Source organism: Marinomonas colpomeniae, from assembly GCF_014803385.1.
In the GTDB taxonomy this organism is placed as follows: Bacteria; Pseudomonadota; Gammaproteobacteria; order Pseudomonadales; family Marinomonadaceae; genus Marinomonas; species Marinomonas colpomeniae.
The window spans coordinates 1,098,630-1,116,274 of sequence record NZ_JACYFC010000001.1 but is presented as its reverse complement, the minus strand read 5'-3'; the positions used below and the strand labels follow the sequence as shown (position 1 = coordinate 1,116,274).

The 17,645-nt window shown below is 40.8% G+C and carries 17 protein-coding genes and 4 tRNA genes; 3 read left to right on the top strand and 18 right to left on the bottom strand.

Annotated elements, in window-relative coordinates; genetic code table 11:
- Position 1: 1 nt before the first annotated feature.
- The 11 genes from IF202_RS05265 to thrS all read right to left on the bottom strand — a co-directional run bounded on the left by IF202_RS05265 (position 2) and on the right by thrS (position 7,734).
- A tRNA-Thr gene (locus tag IF202_RS05265) sits at positions 2–77 on the bottom strand.
- A 44-nt stretch (positions 78–121) separates the two neighbouring features.
- A tRNA-Thr gene (locus IF202_RS05260) sits at positions 122–197 on the bottom strand.
- A gap of 80 nt (positions 198–277) precedes the next feature.
- Positions 278–353, bottom strand: a tRNA-Thr gene (locus tag IF202_RS05255).
- Between the two features lie 17 nt (positions 354–370).
- Positions 371–447: transfer RNA gene (locus IF202_RS05250), tRNA-Pro, on the bottom strand.
- Between the two features lie 281 nt (positions 448–728).
- Positions 729–1,025, bottom strand: coding sequence for an integration host factor subunit alpha (locus tag IF202_RS05245; protein WP_191593789.1), 297 nt, complete (start codon positions 1,023–1,025; stop codon positions 729–731).
- 4 nt (positions 1,026–1,029) lie between these two features.
- Complete coding sequence (gene pheT / locus IF202_RS05240; RefSeq protein ID WP_191593788.1) at positions 1,030–3,414, bottom strand: phenylalanine--tRNA ligase subunit beta; 2,385 nt, start codon at positions 3,412–3,414, stop codon at positions 1,030–1,032.
- Positions 3,415–3,436: 22 nt separating this feature from the next.
- On the bottom strand, positions 3,437–4,432 hold the full coding sequence (gene pheS, locus IF202_RS05235; protein ID WP_191593787.1) for a phenylalanine--tRNA ligase subunit alpha: 996 nt from the start codon (positions 4,430–4,432) through the stop codon (positions 3,437–3,439).
- 128 nt (positions 4,433–4,560) lie between these two features.
- Positions 4,561–4,917, bottom strand: coding sequence for a 50S ribosomal protein L20 (rplT, locus tag IF202_RS05230; protein WP_191593786.1), 357 nt, complete (start codon positions 4,915–4,917; stop codon positions 4,561–4,563).
- Between the two features lie 46 nt (positions 4,918–4,963).
- Entirely contained in the window at positions 4,964–5,158 is a 195-nt protein-coding gene (gene rpmI, locus IF202_RS05225; protein WP_036162540.1) for a 50S ribosomal protein L35, read from the bottom strand.
- A gap of 96 nt (positions 5,159–5,254) precedes the next feature.
- Positions 5,255–5,788 carry a translation initiation factor IF-3 gene (gene infC, locus IF202_RS05220; protein ID WP_191593785.1) on the bottom strand — a complete coding sequence of 178 codons (534 nt, stop codon included), beginning with the start codon at positions 5,786–5,788 and terminating at the stop codon, positions 5,255–5,257.
- A gap of 8 nt (positions 5,789–5,796) precedes the next feature.
- Entirely contained in the window at positions 5,797–7,734 is a 1,938-nt protein-coding gene (thrS, locus tag IF202_RS05215; RefSeq protein WP_191593784.1) for a threonine--tRNA ligase, read from the bottom strand.
- A gap of 238 nt (positions 7,735–7,972) precedes the next feature.
- On the opposite strand from thrS, the gene IF202_RS05210 reads away from it, so the two are divergent.
- Complete coding sequence (locus IF202_RS05210; protein WP_191593783.1) at positions 7,973–8,599, top strand: O-methyltransferase; 627 nt, start codon at positions 7,973–7,975, stop codon at positions 8,597–8,599.
- 82 nt (positions 8,600–8,681) lie between these two features.
- Positions 8,682–9,380: a GIY-YIG nuclease family protein gene (locus IF202_RS05205; protein ID WP_191593782.1), complete on the top strand. Its 699-nt coding sequence runs from the start codon at positions 8,682–8,684 to the stop codon at positions 9,378–9,380.
- A 70-nt stretch (positions 9,381–9,450) separates the two neighbouring features.
- Here IF202_RS05205 and IF202_RS05200 read toward each other — a convergent pair whose 3' ends face one another.
- From IF202_RS05200 to IF202_RS05185, 4 genes are all read right to left on the bottom strand, one after another.
- Entirely contained in the window at positions 9,451–10,797 is a 1,347-nt protein-coding gene (locus IF202_RS05200; RefSeq protein ID WP_191593781.1) for a class II 3-deoxy-7-phosphoheptulonate synthase, read from the bottom strand.
- Between the two features lie 43 nt (positions 10,798–10,840).
- Positions 10,841–11,452 carry a helix-turn-helix domain-containing protein gene (locus IF202_RS05195; protein WP_191593780.1) on the bottom strand — a complete coding sequence of 204 codons (612 nt, stop codon included), beginning with the start codon at positions 11,450–11,452 and terminating at the stop codon, positions 10,841–10,843.
- A gap of 69 nt (positions 11,453–11,521) precedes the next feature.
- Positions 11,522–11,950, bottom strand: a complete 429-nt coding sequence (locus IF202_RS05190) for a TIGR01244 family sulfur transferase (RefSeq protein WP_191593779.1) — start codon at positions 11,948–11,950, stop codon at positions 11,522–11,524.
- Between the two features lie 24 nt (positions 11,951–11,974).
- Positions 11,975–12,253 (bottom strand): peptidylprolyl isomerase, encoded by a 279-nt coding sequence (locus tag IF202_RS05185; protein ID WP_191593778.1) that lies wholly within the window; start codon positions 12,251–12,253, stop codon positions 11,975–11,977.
- Between the two features lie 123 nt (positions 12,254–12,376).
- Between IF202_RS05185 and IF202_RS05180 the strand changes: the two genes are divergently transcribed.
- Positions 12,377–13,174, top strand: a complete 798-nt coding sequence (locus tag IF202_RS05180) for a response regulator (protein ID WP_191593777.1) — start codon at positions 12,377–12,379, stop codon at positions 13,172–13,174.
- 54 nt (positions 13,175–13,228) lie between these two features.
- Here IF202_RS05180 and mutT read toward each other — a convergent pair whose 3' ends face one another.
- From mutT to secA, 3 genes are read right to left on the bottom strand one after another with little or no spacing between them, the layout of a single operon-like run.
- Positions 13,229–13,615 (bottom strand): 8-oxo-dGTP diphosphatase MutT, encoded by a 387-nt coding sequence (gene mutT, locus IF202_RS05175; protein WP_191593776.1) that lies wholly within the window; start codon positions 13,613–13,615, stop codon positions 13,229–13,231.
- Positions 13,615–14,835 (bottom strand): bifunctional glutamate N-acetyltransferase/amino-acid acetyltransferase ArgJ, encoded by a 1,221-nt coding sequence (gene argJ, locus IF202_RS05170; protein ID WP_191593775.1) that lies wholly within the window; start codon positions 14,833–14,835, stop codon positions 13,615–13,617. The genes mutT and argJ overlap by 1 nt, the downstream gene beginning before the upstream one ends.
- Positions 14,836–14,850: 15 nt before the next feature.
- Positions 14,851–17,547 carry a preprotein translocase subunit SecA gene (gene secA, locus IF202_RS05165; RefSeq protein WP_191593774.1) on the bottom strand — a complete coding sequence of 899 codons (2,697 nt, stop codon included), beginning with the start codon at positions 17,545–17,547 and terminating at the stop codon, positions 14,851–14,853.
- Between the last annotated feature and the right edge of the window lie 98 nt (positions 17,548–17,645).

The following is a 17,645-nucleotide window of genomic DNA, read 5'->3' as shown; positions in this document are numbered from 1 at the left end:
ATGGTGCCGCCACCAAGAGTCGAACTCGGGACCCTCTGATTACAAGTCAGATGCTCTACCAACTGAGCTATAGCGGCATTACATGACGCAGTTTACTAAAAAAACACACTTCCTAAGGAAATGGTGCCGCCACCAAGAGTCGAACTCGGGACCCTCTGATTACAAGTCAGATGCTCTACCAACTGAGCTATAGCGGCTTAACGCTAAATCAATTTTCTAGTAATTAATTTCTAAGCACTTAACTTCCACTACTTAACAATGTCACTAATTAAGTAAATGGTGCCGCCACCAAGAGTCGAACTCGGGACCCTCTGATTACAAGTCAGATGCTCTACCAACTGAGCTATAGCGGCAAAAAATTTCTTTTTCTTGGTCGGGACGGTAGGATTTGAACCTACGACCACTAACACCCCATGCTAGTGCGCTACCAGGCTGCGCTACGCCCCGATGCAAACAACAACACTGTCGTTGTCAGCGGGTGCGTATATTACTATAACGAACTTAAAAGGGAAGAGTTTTATACATTTTTTTTCAATTTTATCATGTAACTAGCTCTTATTAGATTAATCACTTAAGCCTTAGTCTAAATATCATTCCGCTTTAAGGTCTTTATAGAATTTGACAACTTCCAACCTGTAAAAGCCTCTATGCATAACAAAACAAATAGAAGTAAAAAGCACCCACAAAAAAGCCACCCTGATGGATGGCTTTTTTAGAGATAAACAACGCTATTCTTGCATATAGTCTTCTACTTTAGACTTAAGCTTTTGCCCAGGTCTAAAAGTAACAACAGTACGTGCTGATATCGGAATCTCTTCGCCCGTCTTAGGATTTCGACCTGGACGCTGACTCTTTTCACGCACTTCAAAATTACCAAAGCCCGACAACTTAACTTGCTGCCTATCCACAAGAGAGCTGCGAACGACATCAAAAAAACCTTCAACAAGATCTTTCGCATCTTTTTTACTTAGACCAATTGTATCTACTAAGTTTTCAGCAAGGTCCGCTTTTGTCAACGATCCCATATATCTATCCCCTTACAACGGCTCCCAACTGCTCAGACAATGCTGTTACAGTTTGCTCGACAGAGTTGTTCACTTCTTCATCACTAAGAGTGTGTGAAGGATGCTGCCACGTCAAGCCCAAAGCGACACTTTTTTTCGATTCATCAATACCTTGACCTTGATAGACATCAAAAACCAACACTTTTTTGAGCGCATCACCAGCCGAGCCGGAGATTACTTTCTCTAACTCACTGACAGGAACGGAGCGATCAACCAACAGCGCCAAATCACGACGAACCTCAGGAAAACGAGAAACTGCTTTATATTCAGGAAGCGATGCATTTAGCACTGCGCTCAACGCAATATCAAAAACATAAATTGGCTGGTTAGCTCCTAATTCTTTTGATAGCTGCGGATGAAGCTCACCCATAAGGCCAACAAACTTGCCATTAACGAAGATATCCGCTGAACGACCAGGATGAAGAAACTCACACTCAGAACGCTCATAAGCTGGCTTACCACCATCATTCAAAGCAAACAAGGATTCTACATGCGCTTTAAGGTCATAAAAATCAACCTTTTCCGCATTGTGATACCAAGCCTCTGAATCACGACTACCTGCAATCAGCCCTGATATTTGCTCTTGTTGATCTAGGTCTGTTAAAGCATCTACCGAGCCAATAAAACGACGACCCGTTTCAAACAAACGAACTCGAGACTGTTGACGGTTTTGATTATATAAATACGTTTTCACTAGACCCGGCAGCAAACTTGGACGCATAACGCCCATATCAGCAGAAATAGGATTCGCTAGTGGCACAGGATCAATATTAGGCAAGAACTGTTTACTTAAGTTTGGATCAATAAAACTATAAGTAACCGCTTCATGGTATCCCTGAGACACAAGGATTGAGCGTAAAACCTGAATCGCTGTTTTGCCCTCAGACAAAGGCGTGAAGTTCACCGCAGCTTGAGGCATAGAAGAAGGCAGATTATCGTAACCGTATATACGGGCAACTTCTTCAATCAAGTCTGCTTCAATAGCAATATCAAAACGATGCGATGGCGATTTTGCAACCCAAACCTCATCTGTCACTTCAAGCATATCTAAACCAAGACGAGTCAAAATGTCTGTCACTAGATCTTTATCTATAGACACAGCCAAGTATTGATCCAGCTTTTTGCGACGCAAAGTCACAACTGTCGCTTCAGGCAAAGATGCCTCATCAACCTTATGGGTAATTGGCCCAACTTGTCCGCCAGCGATTTCCAACATCAAAGCTGTTGCTCTCTCAAGAGCCCTCTCTTGAAGTGTCGCGTCTACACCACGTTCAAAACGATGAGAAGAATCGGTATGTAAGCCGTAAGAACGCGCCTTACCTGCTAACGCTAATGGCGTGAAAAATGCACTTTCAAGGAAGATATCTTGAGTTTCAGCATTAACACCTGAACCCTCCCCCCCCATTACACCAGCAATAGCTAATGCTTTTTTCTCATCAGCAATAACCATAGTGTCTTCACGAAGAGAAATTTCTTGACCATCCAGCAGGACAATTTTTTCATCCGTTTTAGCCATACGCACAACAATCGATTCAGACAAGTTTGCTAAATCAAATGCATGCATAGGTTGACCCAATTCAAGCATCACATAGTTTGTAATATCAACCACAGGATCAATAGAACGAATACCGCTGCGGCGAAGCTTTTCAACCATCCATAAAGGAGTTTGCGCTTTAACATTTACGCCACGTACAACACGCCCTAAATAACGAGGACAAGCAGAAGAAACATCCACACGCACCTGAAAAGTATCTTCAATCGCAACATTGGTCGCAACCACTGCCACAGAAGTGACATCTACTTTATTAAGAACACCGACTTCACGAGCCAAACCAGCCAAACTTAAGCAATCACTACGGTTTGGTGTAAGATCTACATCAATTATTTGATCATCGAGACCTAAAAAGACACGAATATCTTCACCCGTTGTAGCATTTGACGGTAATTCCATGATGCCGTCGTTGTCGTCACTCACACCCAATTCAGAAGCCGAGCACAACATACCAAAAGATTCGACTTGTCGAAGTTTGGCTTTTTTGATTTTAAAATCAGCACCTAAAACAGCACCAATCTTTGCAAATGGAATTTTAATACCTGGTCTCGCATTCGGTGCACCACAAACAACTTGAAATGCCTCACTACCGTCAGACACTTGACAAACTTGAAGCTTATCAGCATTTGGATGTGATTCAGCGCTGACAATCTCACCAATAACAACACCTGTAAACTCAGATGCAACAGGTAGAACTTCATCTACTTCAAGACCAGCCATGGTTATCTGAGCCACAAGATCATCACTACTAATACTTGGGTTGACCCATTCTCTTAGCCAATTTTCACTAATTTTCATAAAAACATCCTAGGTCGACTGGTTACTTGAACTGCTTAAGGAAACGTAAGTCGTTCTCGAAGAACATACGTAAATCTTCTACTTTATAGCGCAGCATAGCAAAGCGCTCCACCCCCATACCAAAAGCAAACCCAGTGTATTTTTCGGAGTCGATACCAGACATCTCAAGCACTTTAGGGTGGACCATACCGCAACCTAGTACCTCTAACCAAGACTCTTCACCTTTACTATTGGTTCGCATGATATCGACCTCAATAGAAGGCTCTGTGAACGGGAAGTAACTAGGGCGGAAGCGCACTTTCAAATCATCTTCAAAGAAGACATTTAAGAATTGCTGCAAAATACCTTTTAAATCAGCAAAAGAAATATTTTCATCAATCAACAAACCTTCAACCTGATGAAACATAGGCGTGTGTGTTTGATCTGAATCACAGCGATAAACACGACCAGGGCAAATGATACGGATCGGTGGCTGCGTAGTTTCCATCGTACGTACTTGAACAGGCGATGTATGCGTTCGCAGCACAGTTGTTGGATTAAAGTAAAATGTATCCTGCATAGCGCGAGCTGGATGATGCGCAGGAATATTTAGCGCTTCAAAATTATGATAGTCATCTTCAATTTCTGGACCAGTAGCGACATCAAAGCCAATACCACGGAAAAACGTTTCAATACGCTCCATAGTTTTTGTAACCGGATGCAGACCACCAACCTCTTGACCTTTTCCAGATAAGGAAATATCAATAGTTTCTGTGGCGAGCTTAGCATTTAAAGCAGCTGTCTCAAGCCCAGCTTTACGCTCTGTAATTTTTTCTTGAACTTGGCCTTTTGCTTCGTTCACGATTTGACCGAACTTCGGCCTATCTTCTGCAGAAACATTACCAAGCTGTTTCAACAAAGCGGTAAGAGCGCCCTTCTTGCCCAAATAATGTACACGTACATCATCTAATGCTGACTCACTCTCAGATGATGCTACTGCGCTTAACGCATCAGCAAGAATCTGCTTTAGGTTCTCCATTTATACACTCCAAAAAATAAAATAGGGGAAGAGCGCTAGCTCTTCCCCTATCAAAGACTGCATTGAATAACTCGTTCTATTAAGATGAAATCTTTCAAGGTCGAATTACTCTAAGGCTACGTCAGAAATTAAGCCAAGCTTGCTTTCGCTTTTTCAACGATTGCAGCAAAAACTTCTTTCTCGTACACAGCTAAGTCAGCCAAAACCTTACGGTCAATTTCAATTGCTGCTTTTTTCAAACCAGAAATGAAACGGCTGTAAGATAGACCATTGATACGTGCGGCAGCGTTAATACGAGCAATCCACAAAGCGCGGAATTGACGTTTACGTTGGCGACGGTCACGGTACTGATACTGACCAGCTTTGATGACAGCTTGTTTAGCTACACGAAATACACGGCTACGTGCACCGTAGTAACCTTTAGCTTGCTTTAAAATCTTCTTGTGACGGCGACGAGCCTGAACACCACGTTTTACGCGAGGCATAATATAAACCTTATACTAATAAATTAATGAACTAAAAAATTGAGACTTAGATGTATGGCAACATGCGTACAATTAACGCTTTGTCGCTTTGAGCGATACTCTTCATTGCACGAAGATGACGCTTACGCTTAGTCGATTTTTTAGTCAAAATATGACTAGTATGAGACTGCTTATGCTTAAAACCATTCGCGGTACGTTTGAAGCGCTTTGCAGCGCCACTGTGTGACTTAATTTTGGACATGATAAAACCACTCTCGCATTCGTTAATGTTAGTGCAATTCTTCAATCACCTAAGCTATTAACAGTCTAAACCATTAATCACTCAAGTTATTTCGAATTACTTCTTCTTTTTGGGGCCTAGCACCATAGTCAATTGACGACCTTCCATTTTCGCAGCTTGCTCTACTGCACCGTATTCCTCTAAGTCTAAAGCGACTCGATTCATAAGTTGCATACCAAGCTCCTGATGGGCCATTTCACGACCGCGGTATCGCAATGACACCTTGGCCTTATCCCCGCCTTCAAGGAAACGTATCAGGTTGCGGAGTTTTACCTGATAATCCCCTTCCTCCGTCCCTGGACGGAATTTCATTTCTTTAACCTGAATCTGCTTAGCATTTTTCTTTTGAGCGGCTTTGGCTTTCTTCGCTTCAAAAATATGCTTGCCGTGGTCCATTATTTTACAAACAATCGGATCCGAGTCAGTAATCTGCACTAAGTCAAGGTTAGCTTCTTGAGCAGCTTTAAGTGCTTCCTCAATCGAAACAACACCAATTTGCTCACCATCAGCAGCGATTAAACGTACTTCAGTTGCTCGAATGTTCTCGTTGATTTGAGGACGCTGCTTACCAGCTGCACGTCCACGATTCATATTACCTTTTATAGCGCTATCTCCACTTCTTGTTTACGGCTACGGCAAGCAATTTGATTTTGAAGTAAGTTCTCAAAATCAGAAATGCTCATCACTCCAAGATCTTCACCTGTTCGAGTTCGAACGGCAACTTGTCCTTGTTCAACTTCTTTATCACCAACAACGACCATATATGGAATTCGTTGAATAGTATGCTCGCGAATTTTAAACCCGATCTTCTCGTTTCTCAAGTCAAGTTTTGCTCTAAAGCCATTTGAATTCAATCTTTTTTCCAAATCGGAGCAATAATCCGCCTGACGATCGGTAATATTCATGATCACAACTTGTTCAGGTGCTAGCCAAACAGGGAAAGAACCTTCTGATTCTTCGATCAAAATACCAATAAATCGCTCAAGAGAACCTACTATTGCTCTATGCAACATAACTGGAGTTTGGCGAGAGCCATCTTCCGATACATATTGAGCACTTAAACGAGTTGGCATTGAGAAATCTACCTGAATAGTACCACATTGCCAAACACGACCGATGGCATCTTTCAAAGAGAACTCAATTTTAGGGCCATAAAACGCCCCCTCACCTGGTAACTCTTCCCAATCAAGCCCTGCTGAATTCAAAGCATCAGATAGCGATTTCTCAGCCTTATCCCAAACCTCATCTGAACCAACACGCTGTTCTGGACGAGTAGACAAGCGGTAAATAATTTTATCGAAACCAAAATCTTCATAAACTTCATGAAGAAGATCAATAAATTCTGAAACTTCTTGCTGAATTTGACCTTCAGTAACAAAAATATGCCCATCATCTTGAACAAAATTACGAACGCGCATAATACCATGTAAGGCACCAGAAGGTTCGTTTCGATGACAAGAACCAAACTCAGCCATGCGGAATGGCAAGTCGCGATAACTTTTTAAACCCTGGTTATATACTTGAATATGACACGGGCAATTCATCGGTTTAACCGCATAATCACGATTTTCAGAATGCGTAGTAAACATATTCTCTTGATACTTACCCCAGTGCCCAGATTTTTCCCAAAGCACTCGGTCTACGATTTGTGGTGTTTTTACTTCTTGGTAATTGTTATCAAGTTGTTTTTGACGCATATATTGCTCAACAACTTGATACAAACGCCATCCTTTAGGATGCCAAAAAACCATTCCAGGCGCTTCTTCTTGAAGATGAAAAAGGTCTAATTTTTTACCTAACTTACGATGATCGCGTTTTTCCGCCTCTTCTATACGAGTCAGATAACCTTTTAATTCTTTTTTGTCATTCCAAGCCGTGCCATAAATACGCTGCAATTGCTCATTATTGGAATCACCACGCCAATAAGCTCCAGCAAGCTTAGTCAACTTAAAATGACGCAGCACACGTGTATTTGGGACATGAGGGCCACGACACATATCTGTATATTCTTCATGGATGTATAAGCCAACCTCTTTAATTGATTTATCCATGCCATCGATCAGGGATACTTTATAAGACTCCCCTCGATCTTCAAATTGTTGACGAGCTTCAGCTATAGGCGTCATCCTTTTAATAACGTCGTAATCTGTTTTTACCAATTCGCCCATACGTTTTTCTATCGCTGCCAAGTCTTCAGGCGTGAAAGGACGTTCATAAGCGATATCGTAGTAAAAACCATCATCAATAACAGGACCAATTGCCATTTGCGCAGTAGGATAAAGTTGTTTTACTGCATGACCCATAAGGTGAGCAAAAGAGTGGCGAATGATCTCAACGCCTTCAGGATTTTTTCCTGTCACAATACTTAATTCAGCATCATCAGAAATCAATTCACAAGCATCAACAAGCTGACCATTAATACGACCTGCTACTGTTGCTTTAGCAAGACCAGGGCCAATATCTTCGGCCACTTGTATAACAGTTACAGGGTTTGAAAAAGAACGTTGGCTGCCATCAGGCAAAGTAATTACAGGCATTTTATTCCCCTATCGGAGTCAGTGGTGCTCCATACTAAAGAGCACATGTAAATTTCATGGCATAAACTACCATTTTTCGATTATTCATGCGAATCAAATTTAAATAAGTCTTTTTACTACGTGTGACCGCCATCCACGAAAATCAAGCCTTTTTTCTCACTTTATGCCATAGACATTCTCTGCACTCAGAGTAAAATTACCATTCGTTTCATAATCACTTCATTTATTAAAAGGCCCTATGGATCTTAACAATCTTGACAACTACTGTATTGAGACCACTCAATCAGAACCTGACCTATTAATCGAGCTGGTTGAAAAGACCTACTCAGATATGGGCTACCCAAATAAGTTATCAGGAAAAACTATAGGTCGTACTTTGAAGCTTCTAGCTAGAATCGCACAACCTAAGCGCGCCCTTGAAATTGGTATGTTTACCGGTTATTCGGCATTATCTATTGCTGAAGGCATGCCTAGTGATGGCGAACTTATCTGTTGTGAAACGAACCCAAGAGCAATTGAATTTGCTCAAGATTTCTTTGACCGTAGCGAACATGGAAAAAAAATCACTGCGATTTTTGGTGCTGCACTAGATACGATCAAAACCCTTGAAGGGGAATTCGACTTTGTTTTCATTGATGCTGACAAACGCAACTACCTAAATTATTACGAAGCGGTAGTACCACTCGTAAGGTCTGGCGGTCTTATCATCATTGACAATTCTTTATGGCAAGGACGAGTTTTATCTCCGATAGAAAACAGTGACATAGCAGTCAACCAAGTCAATCGCTTAATTGCGCAAGACGAGCGTGTTGAAAATGTCCATCTAAATGTTCGTGACGGTCTTAACATCGTCGTAAAACACTAACCCTATTTTTTTATAAAACCCATCTACCTTTGGTGGATGGGTTTTATGCGCTATTAAAAGATATTACGTAAGAGGCACGGTTTTGGTCGTTTTTAAAATCACAAATAACATCTCAGGAAAGCATTACATAGGCACTTCATTCAATAGTGGTTTCCAGCGCTTGGAACAATACATTGAAGCAACCAATGAAGGTTTAGATTTCCCACTATATAACGACATTAGGGAAAATGGCGTTGCCGCATTTATTGTTGAAGAGCTTTTCGAAACAAGCGACAAACAAGAACTATACGAGCTAGAAACGGATTATATTTCCATTTATAACGGCGAAAGTTTACGTGGCTATAAAATTGCTCAAACTGCTGACAAACCAGCCAGCTTGAATACAGGTAAAAAAGCCTTGTTTGATGCCAATGGCATATCAACCGCTGAACAACCTAAAAAGACACGTAAAGCAGCGGTAAAAAAAACAGTAGCTCTCCCAAAAAAAACAGTTGAGCCCACTCCAACGGCAAAATCCTTCTTTGGTGAGCTGATTGAAGAAGAAAGACTAGACACACCAAAAGAAAAAACAGTAGCTAAAAAAAAAGCGCCAACCGTAGCAAGAAGCAAAGCTAGCACTCAAAAAATGCTAAACGCAGCCGAAAAAGCGTCAAAAAAAGAACGCGAGGATGCATTAAAGTCACAACAGCAAGCACAAGCAGAAGAAATGGCGCTCATCATGGCAAAAATTGATGTCACATCTAAATCTGCAACATCCGCATTTCGTCGTCGAAAAAGCTAATAATAAAGAAAAACAAAAAAGACCCAGTTGACTACAATCAACTGGGCCTTTTTATTGTAAATTGCAGCAATTAAGACCTTGCTTTTTTAAGTGTCTCAGAAATCATGAAAGCTAGCTCTAAAGATTGATCTGCATTCAGGCGCGGATCACAATGCGTATGATATCTATCAGCCAAATCCGCTTCAGTTACCTCAAAAGAACCCCCTACACATTCCGTTACGTTTTGCCCCGTCATTTCAAAATGCACGCCGCCGGCGTAAGTTCCTTCTGCATTATGAACCTGAAAGAACTGCTGAACCTCTTTCAATACATCATCAACACGACGGGTTTTGTAACCCGTTGACGCTTTTACAGTGTTACCATGCATTGGATCACTACTCCAAACTACACTTTTACCCTCACGCTCTACAGCACGAATCAACTTAGGCATTCCATCCTCTACTTTATCAGCCCCCATACGAACAATAACATTAAGCCTACCGGGCTCATTTTCTGGATTTAACGCATCACACAAACGAATCAAATCCCCTGGATCCATCGAAGGCCCAGCTTTAACACCAATTGGATTTTTAACCCCACGCAAAAATTCAACATGAGCACCATCAAGCTGACGAGTACGATCACCAATCCAAAGCATATGCGCAGAACAATCATACCATTCGCCAGTCAAGCTATCCTGACGTGTTAGAGCTTGCTCGTATGGAAGTAACAATGCCTCATGTGAAGTATAGAAATCTGTTTCTTTCAGCTGACCAAGACCCTCACCTACACCACAAGCCTTCATAAATTGAAGTGCATCATCAGTCTTATCCGCAACATCCTGAAAGCGACTTCCTGCCGGGCTACTATTTAAAAACTCCAAATTCCACTGATGCACTTGATGTAAATCAGAAAAACCGCCTTGTGCAAATGCACGAAGTAAATTCATAGTCGATGCGCTTTGATTATAAACCTGTATTAGGCGCTCTGGGTCAGGCACTCTAGCTTGCTCAGTAAACTCGATACCATTGATAATATCGCCTCGATAGCTTGGTAGCTCGATACCATCAATTGTTTCCATTCCGGCAGACCTGGGCTTAGCAAACTGACCAGCCATACGACCCACCTTAACTACTGGACATTTTCCAGCATAAGTAAGCACAACAGCCATTTGCAACATAACTTTAAAAGTGTCACGTATGTTATTCGCGTGAAATTCAGCAAAACTTTCAGCACAATCACCACCCTGCAACAAAAACGACTGCCTATTTGCCACTTGCGCCAATGCTTTCTTAAGTTGACGTGCTTCACCTGCAAAAACAAGAGGAGGCATTTTTCCTAATGTACTCTCCACTCGAGCCAAATGCTCAGCATTGGGATAAACCGGCTGCTGTAACGCCGTTTTTTCTCTCCAACTTGCCAATCCCCACTCTTTCATAACCATCTACAACCTTTTCTTCTTACATATTAATTTAAATATTTTAACGAGCAACAACCCAGAGAATATCAGCATCATTTACAGATAAAGAAACAACTGCATGCCCCATAGATGCATCATAATACACACTATCACCTTCTTTTAATTCAATTGGCTCATAGAGCTCAGAGAAAAAATTAATTGTACCTTGTAAGACAAGGAGAAACTCTTCGCCATCATGCCGAACCCACTCTTTAAATTCAGCAAAAGACCGTGCTCGTACTTTAGTTTTAAACGGTACCATTTTTTTACGACTAATAGAGTAATTCAAAAGCTCATGCTCATAAGTTGCCGTTGGATGAGGTTCACCTTTTCCTTTACGAGTCACATCCCTTCTACCAGCAATAGAATGCTCACTTGCTTCAACAAATAACTGAGGCAAGTCCATCTCCAATCCATTAATCAACTTTTGGACAATCGTAAAACTAGGTGAAACCTGATCATTCTCAATTTTAGATAGAGTAGAGCGAGCAATACCCGTTCTTTTACCCACTTCCTCTAATGTCCAACCTTTGGCCAAACGAATTGCCTTTACACGCTTACCAAGCTCCAAGGGCTCTACAAATCGGTCTGGATCAGATGCTGTAGCTGTTTCTAATGACGGACGACTAACCATAATTTTCCAATAATAAAGCTCAAAAAAATCAACTCAAAATTAAGCTGCACCCACAAATCCACTATTAATCTATTTTTTTAATAAAGGCAGCATGGCAGGAAGGCATCGCGTAAGATCAAATCCTTTACTAGACACATGCGCCGATAAATCTTCATAACTCCCACCTTGAGCATTATTTAGTAAGACCCATAAGACAGATGAGCGAGTCCCTGTTCGACAAAAAGCCAATGTCTTTTTCACAGGTAACAAAGCCGCCCTCTGATGAGAAACATTTTCTTGTGACAGTTTAGACAGATCAATAGGATTATTTATATATTCTAACCCCAATACCTCAGCCGCTCTTTGAAGACTCTCTCCTGCAGGCTGATCTTCTGATTCTAATTCAGGTCGATTATTAATAACTCGCTCAAAACCCTGCTCTTTCAAAACAGCAAAATCTTCTTCAGCCAATTGAGGCGCTACAAAATAAGATACATCTAATTGAATTGGATTACTCATAGCCACTTCCTTCTTCAAAACCATTTAAGACCGATATAATACCTTAATAAGGTGGAAACCAAACTGTGTTTTGATAGGCCCTTGGATTTTCAATAAAGGACCACCAAACACAGCTTTATCAAAAGCCGGAACCATATCACCTTTATGAAATTCACCAAGATCTCCCCCTTTCTTTCCTGAAGGGCAGGTTGAAAACTGTTTTGCTAGTTTATAAAAATCCGCCCCCTTATCTAACTTTACTTTAATTGATTCCGCTTCTGTTTTTGTTTTTACTAAAATATGACATGCACTTGCAGTTGGCATAACTACTCCGGTTACTTAAATACACTAGATAAAACATGGTAACCTATTTATCATAATGGAATTAACTAAATATATTATGGATGCATTAATCGCATCAGAATTGACATACAGGTGGTTTTACAAATGAGTACTTACGCAGCAATTAGCGACCTTTCTTTTCTCCTTGTTGAGCCATCAGACACTCAAAGAAAAATTATAACCAAAGCATTGCAGGATGCTGGCATAAAACAAATAGATTATGCAAATGACATTCAAGAGACAATCGATTCTTTGAGCGCTTTTCCGCCCGATCTTGTTATCTCTTCTATGTATCTTCCTGACGGTTCCGCTAACGAGTTAATTGATCGAATTCGAGCAAATGAAGACACTGAGGGCCAGTGCTTCATGCTAATTTCCAGCGAAAGAAACCGAGAAAATCTAGAACATTTAAGACAATCTGGTGTATTAGCTATTTTACCGAAGCCCTTTAACCCAAAAGACCTACAGCGTGCCATTCATGCCACTCTAGACTTAATCGTGGAGGAGGAAATTGACCTAGAAATGTTTGACCCAAGAACCCTTCGCGTATTAGTAACAGATGATAGCCGAATGGCTCGAAAACACATCAGTAAAACTCTAAACACCATGGGCATAGAAGACATACAATTTGCAGAAAATGGTAGAGAAGCAATTGAACTTCTCGCTCAATCAGAGTTTGACTTAATTGTTACTGATTATAATATGCCAGAAATGGACGGTAGAGAACTAACCGATACGGTAAGACAAGATCCCGAGCTAGCACACATACCTATTTTGATGGTTAGCTCAAATTCGGAAGATAGCCAGCTATCTAATATTGCCCAAGAAGGCGTTGATGCCATCTGCGGAAAGCCATTTGAACCAAGCGTTGTTCGTAAGTTATTAGCTCAGATATTAAATTAAAAATAAAAAAAGAGCTTCATAAAGAAGCTCTTTTTTAAAACTCGCACTGCGCGATTATTGTGTATTCATTAATTCAGTTACGATCATTTTATTTGCTTCGGGAAACTCATAAGACAACAAATCAGAAATAGTTACCCAACGCACTTCCTGCCCCTCCTTCCCTATAGGATCGCCTTGAAACTCGGTCACTTTATAGAAAGAAAGTTCAACTTGCTTATCACCATAGTCATGAGATATTTTTTTAAAAAGAACATAATCTGTAACAAAAATATCACACTCTTCTTTTAGCTCTCTCAACAATGCACTCGAGGCAGACTCGGAAGGCTCACATTTCCCTCCAGGAAACTCCCACAAACCACCTTGATGTTGATTAGACTTCCTAAGAGAAATAAAAACCTTATCGTCACGAAGAATAATTCCAGCAGCCACTTTAATTAACATTAAGTACGGTAATCCGCATTAATAGTGACATACTCATGAGAGAAATCCGTTGTCCAAACAGTATCAGATTGCTGCCCCATTCCTAAATCTAAAAGGATGTGAATCTCTTCTGGCGCCATAGCCTCGGCTCCATGCTCCTCAAGGTAATCAGGAGAACGGCAACCATCACGAGCAATCTCGAAACCATTAATATGAAGCTGAACACAATCTACATCTAAATTTTCAACGCCTGCTCGACCAACAACCGCCAGAATTCTCCCCCAATTTGGGTCTGAAGCAAATAACGCAGTCTTAACTAATGGTGAATGAGCTATTTCAAAAGCAACCTTAGTCGAATCTTCTACTTCTGCAGCACCAATAACCTCAACTGTAACGAACTTAGTCGCTCCCTCACCATCCCTAACAATAGCATGAGCTAATTCTTGCATCACCTTAGTAAAAGTAACCAAGAAAGCCTGAGCCAATGGATCATCAAGCGATGTCACCATTTTATTCCCAGCCATACCCGTTGCTACAGCAATACAAGAATCATTTGTCGAAGTATCACTATCAACCGTAATACGATTAAAACTTTTATTAACAACATCCTTCAAAACAGCCTGAAGAACATCAACACTTATAGATATATCACTGCACACATAACCAAGCATGGTCGCCATATTCGGACGAATCATGCCAGCACCTTTCGATATACCGGCAATAGAATAAGTACGACCATCAAAATCAAAAGTACGAACAGATCCTTTTGGCAAGGTATCTGTCGTCATAATGCCTAAACCAGCAGAACGCCAATTATCACCAGATAAATTAGCCAATGCTGCCGGAATAGCTGCAATAATTTTTTCAACAGGTAAAGGCTCGCCGATAACACCAGTAGAAAAAGGTAAAATAGCCTCGATATTCACTCCCACTTGAGACGACAAGGCGTCACAAGTTTTTAGCGCATTCTCCACACCAGACTTGCCTGTCCCAGCATTCGCATTACCCGTATTGATTAACAAATAACGAGCATCCATTGCTGCCAAATGTTTCTGACAAAGACGCACCGGGGCCGCACAAAAAGCATTTTGAGTAAAAACACCTGCTACAACAGCACCCTCGCACAACTCAAAGATAACAACATCTTTTTTGTTGGGCTTTTTAATTCCTGCTTCTGCAACACCAATTCTAATACCTTTAATTTCAGGAATTAGAGGGAAATCATGTAACCCTACTGCCATTTCAGCAATCTCCAGCTAAACTAAACTACCGTGACATTGTTTATATTTCTTACCTGAACCACATGGACAAGGCTCATTACGACCAACTTTAGGTAGTTCGCTACCATCATCGCTTTTTTCCACAGAAGAGTTAGGCAATGAATTATGAACAGCATTAACCGTGGTTTTTTCTTCTTGCTGACGACGTGCCTCTTCTATTTTTTCAGCTTCATTGGCAGGCTGTATTTTAACTCGAGTAATAATTTGAACAACTTCAAATTTAATTTGCTCTAGCAAACCTTGAAATAACTCAAATGCTTCACGCTTATATTCCTGCTTAGGATTTTTTTGAGCATAACCACGCAAATGAATCCCCTGCCTAAGCATATCCATCGTCTGGAGATGCTCTTTCCAAAGAGTGTCAAGAACCTGTAAAAGAACCTGCTTCTCAAAGGATCTAAACGCTTGTTCACCAGCAGTTTCTTCTTTCGCTTTATAATCATTAACAAAACTATCTAGAATTTTTTGGCGCAATGGCTCTTCATAAAGTTTTTTATCTTCTTCAACCCACTTAGAAACAGGAAGATCCAGACTAAATTCATTACGAAGCTTATCCTCTAAACCCTGAAGGTCCCACATATCAAAGATACTTTGAGGCGGTATAAACTCATCAATAAGATCAGATACCACTTCAACTCTCATTGCTGTAATTGCTTCAGATAGATCTTCAGACACCATCATTTCAAAACGTTGGCGATAAATAACCTGACGCTGATCATTTGCAACATCATCGTATTCTAATAGTTGCTTACGAATATCAAAGTTACGACCTTCAACTTTACGCTGAGCTTTTTCGATAGCATTTGATACCATCTTATGCTCGATGGCTTCACCCTTTTCCATACCAAGCGCCATCATCATTTTTTTGATGCGATCAGACATGAAAATACGCATCAAATTATCTTCTAGTGATAAATAGAAACGAGAGGAACCAGCATCACCTTGTCGACCAGCACGTCCACGCAGTTGATTATCTATTCGGCGTGACTCATGACGCTCTGTACCAATAATATGTAAACCACCTGCGGCTAGAACAGATTCATTACGTGATTTCCAGTCAAGTTTTAAAGCATCGATAGCTTCTTGGCTAGCAGACTCTCCAAGTTGAGCTAGCTCAACCTGCAAATTACCGCCCAATACAATATCTGTACCACGACCTGCCATATTTGTAGCAATTGTTACGGCACCTGGACGACCAGCTTCTGCAACAATCTCAGCTTCACGTTCATGCTGCTTAGCATTAAGAACATTATGCTTAACATTCTTCTTAACAAGATAATCAGAAAGTAATTCAGAATACTCAATAGAAGCAGTACCCACTAGCACCGGACTACCTTGCTTCACATTGTCTTCAATATCCAACACGATTGCTTCGAACTTGTCTTCGGTAGACATATAGATCAAGTCATTAAAATCTTTACGCTGAACCTGGCGATTAGTCGGAATAACAATAACGGATAAACCGTAGATTTGCTGAAATTCAAACGCTTCTGTATCTGCCGTACCTGTCATTCCAGATAACTTGTCATACAGACGGAAATAGTTTTGAAATGTAGTTGAGGCTAGAGTTTGACTTTCAGCCTGAATAGTCACACCTTCTTTTGCCTCTACAGCTTGATGTATACCTTCAGACCAACGACGCCCGGCCATAGTTCGGCCAGTATGCTCATCCACAATGACAATTTGGTCACCTTGAATAACATAATCTATGTCTTTTTTGAAAATCACATGTGCTTTTAAACAAGCGTGCACATGGTGTAACAAAGTAAGATTTCCTGCGGCATAAAGGCTCTCACCCTCACCTAATAAACCTTGCTCAACTAACCATTCCTCAACAAAAGAATGACCTTCCTCGGTCAAATCAATACTTCTTTGAGATTCATCAAATGTATAATGACCCGTTGCTTCTTCACTTTCACCTTCTTCTTGTTTAACCAAAAGAGGAGCAAGTAAATTAATCTTACGGTATTGCTCTGAACTGTCTTCAACCGCGCCCGAAATAATAAGCGGAGTTCTAGCTTCATCAATTAAAATAGAATCGACTTCATCGATAACAGAAAAATGCAAATCGCGTTGTACACGATCTTCCAAACGGAAAACCATATTGTCACGCAAGTAATCAAAACCAAACTCGTTGTTGGTTCCGTAAGTGATATCACATAAATAAGCTGATTTCTTGTCGTCACGATCTTGACCAGAAAAGGCGATACCGACGCTCATATCTAGAAATTCATAAAGGGGTCTCATCCAGTTAGCATCACGCTTAGCTAGATAATCATTTACCGTGATTACATGAACTCCTTTTGATGTTAACGCATTCAAATAAACAGCTAATGTTGCCACTAACGTTTTACCTTCACCCGTACGCATTTCGGCAATTCTGCCTTCATTTAGTACCATGCCACCAATAAGCTGCACATCAAAATGACGCATACCCATCACACGACGACTACCTTCACGAACGACAGCAAAGGCCTCAGGCAAAATATCTTTTAATGATTCACCTTGAGCAAGGCGGTCACGAAAAGCACCTGTTTTTGCAGCTAGCTCATCATCAGAAAGCATCTCGAGAGATGCTTCGAATTGATTAATTTGCGCAACAATTTTTTTATATCGCTTAACTTCTCGGTCATTCTTTGTGCCGACAATCTTTTTAATTACGGTTCCTAACATCTTGAACTCAACGTAGCCAATTAGTAATAATTACAGTCTATCACGGTAATGTGTGACAAAACATGAAATATCAAGGACCTATATACAAAAAAACCAGA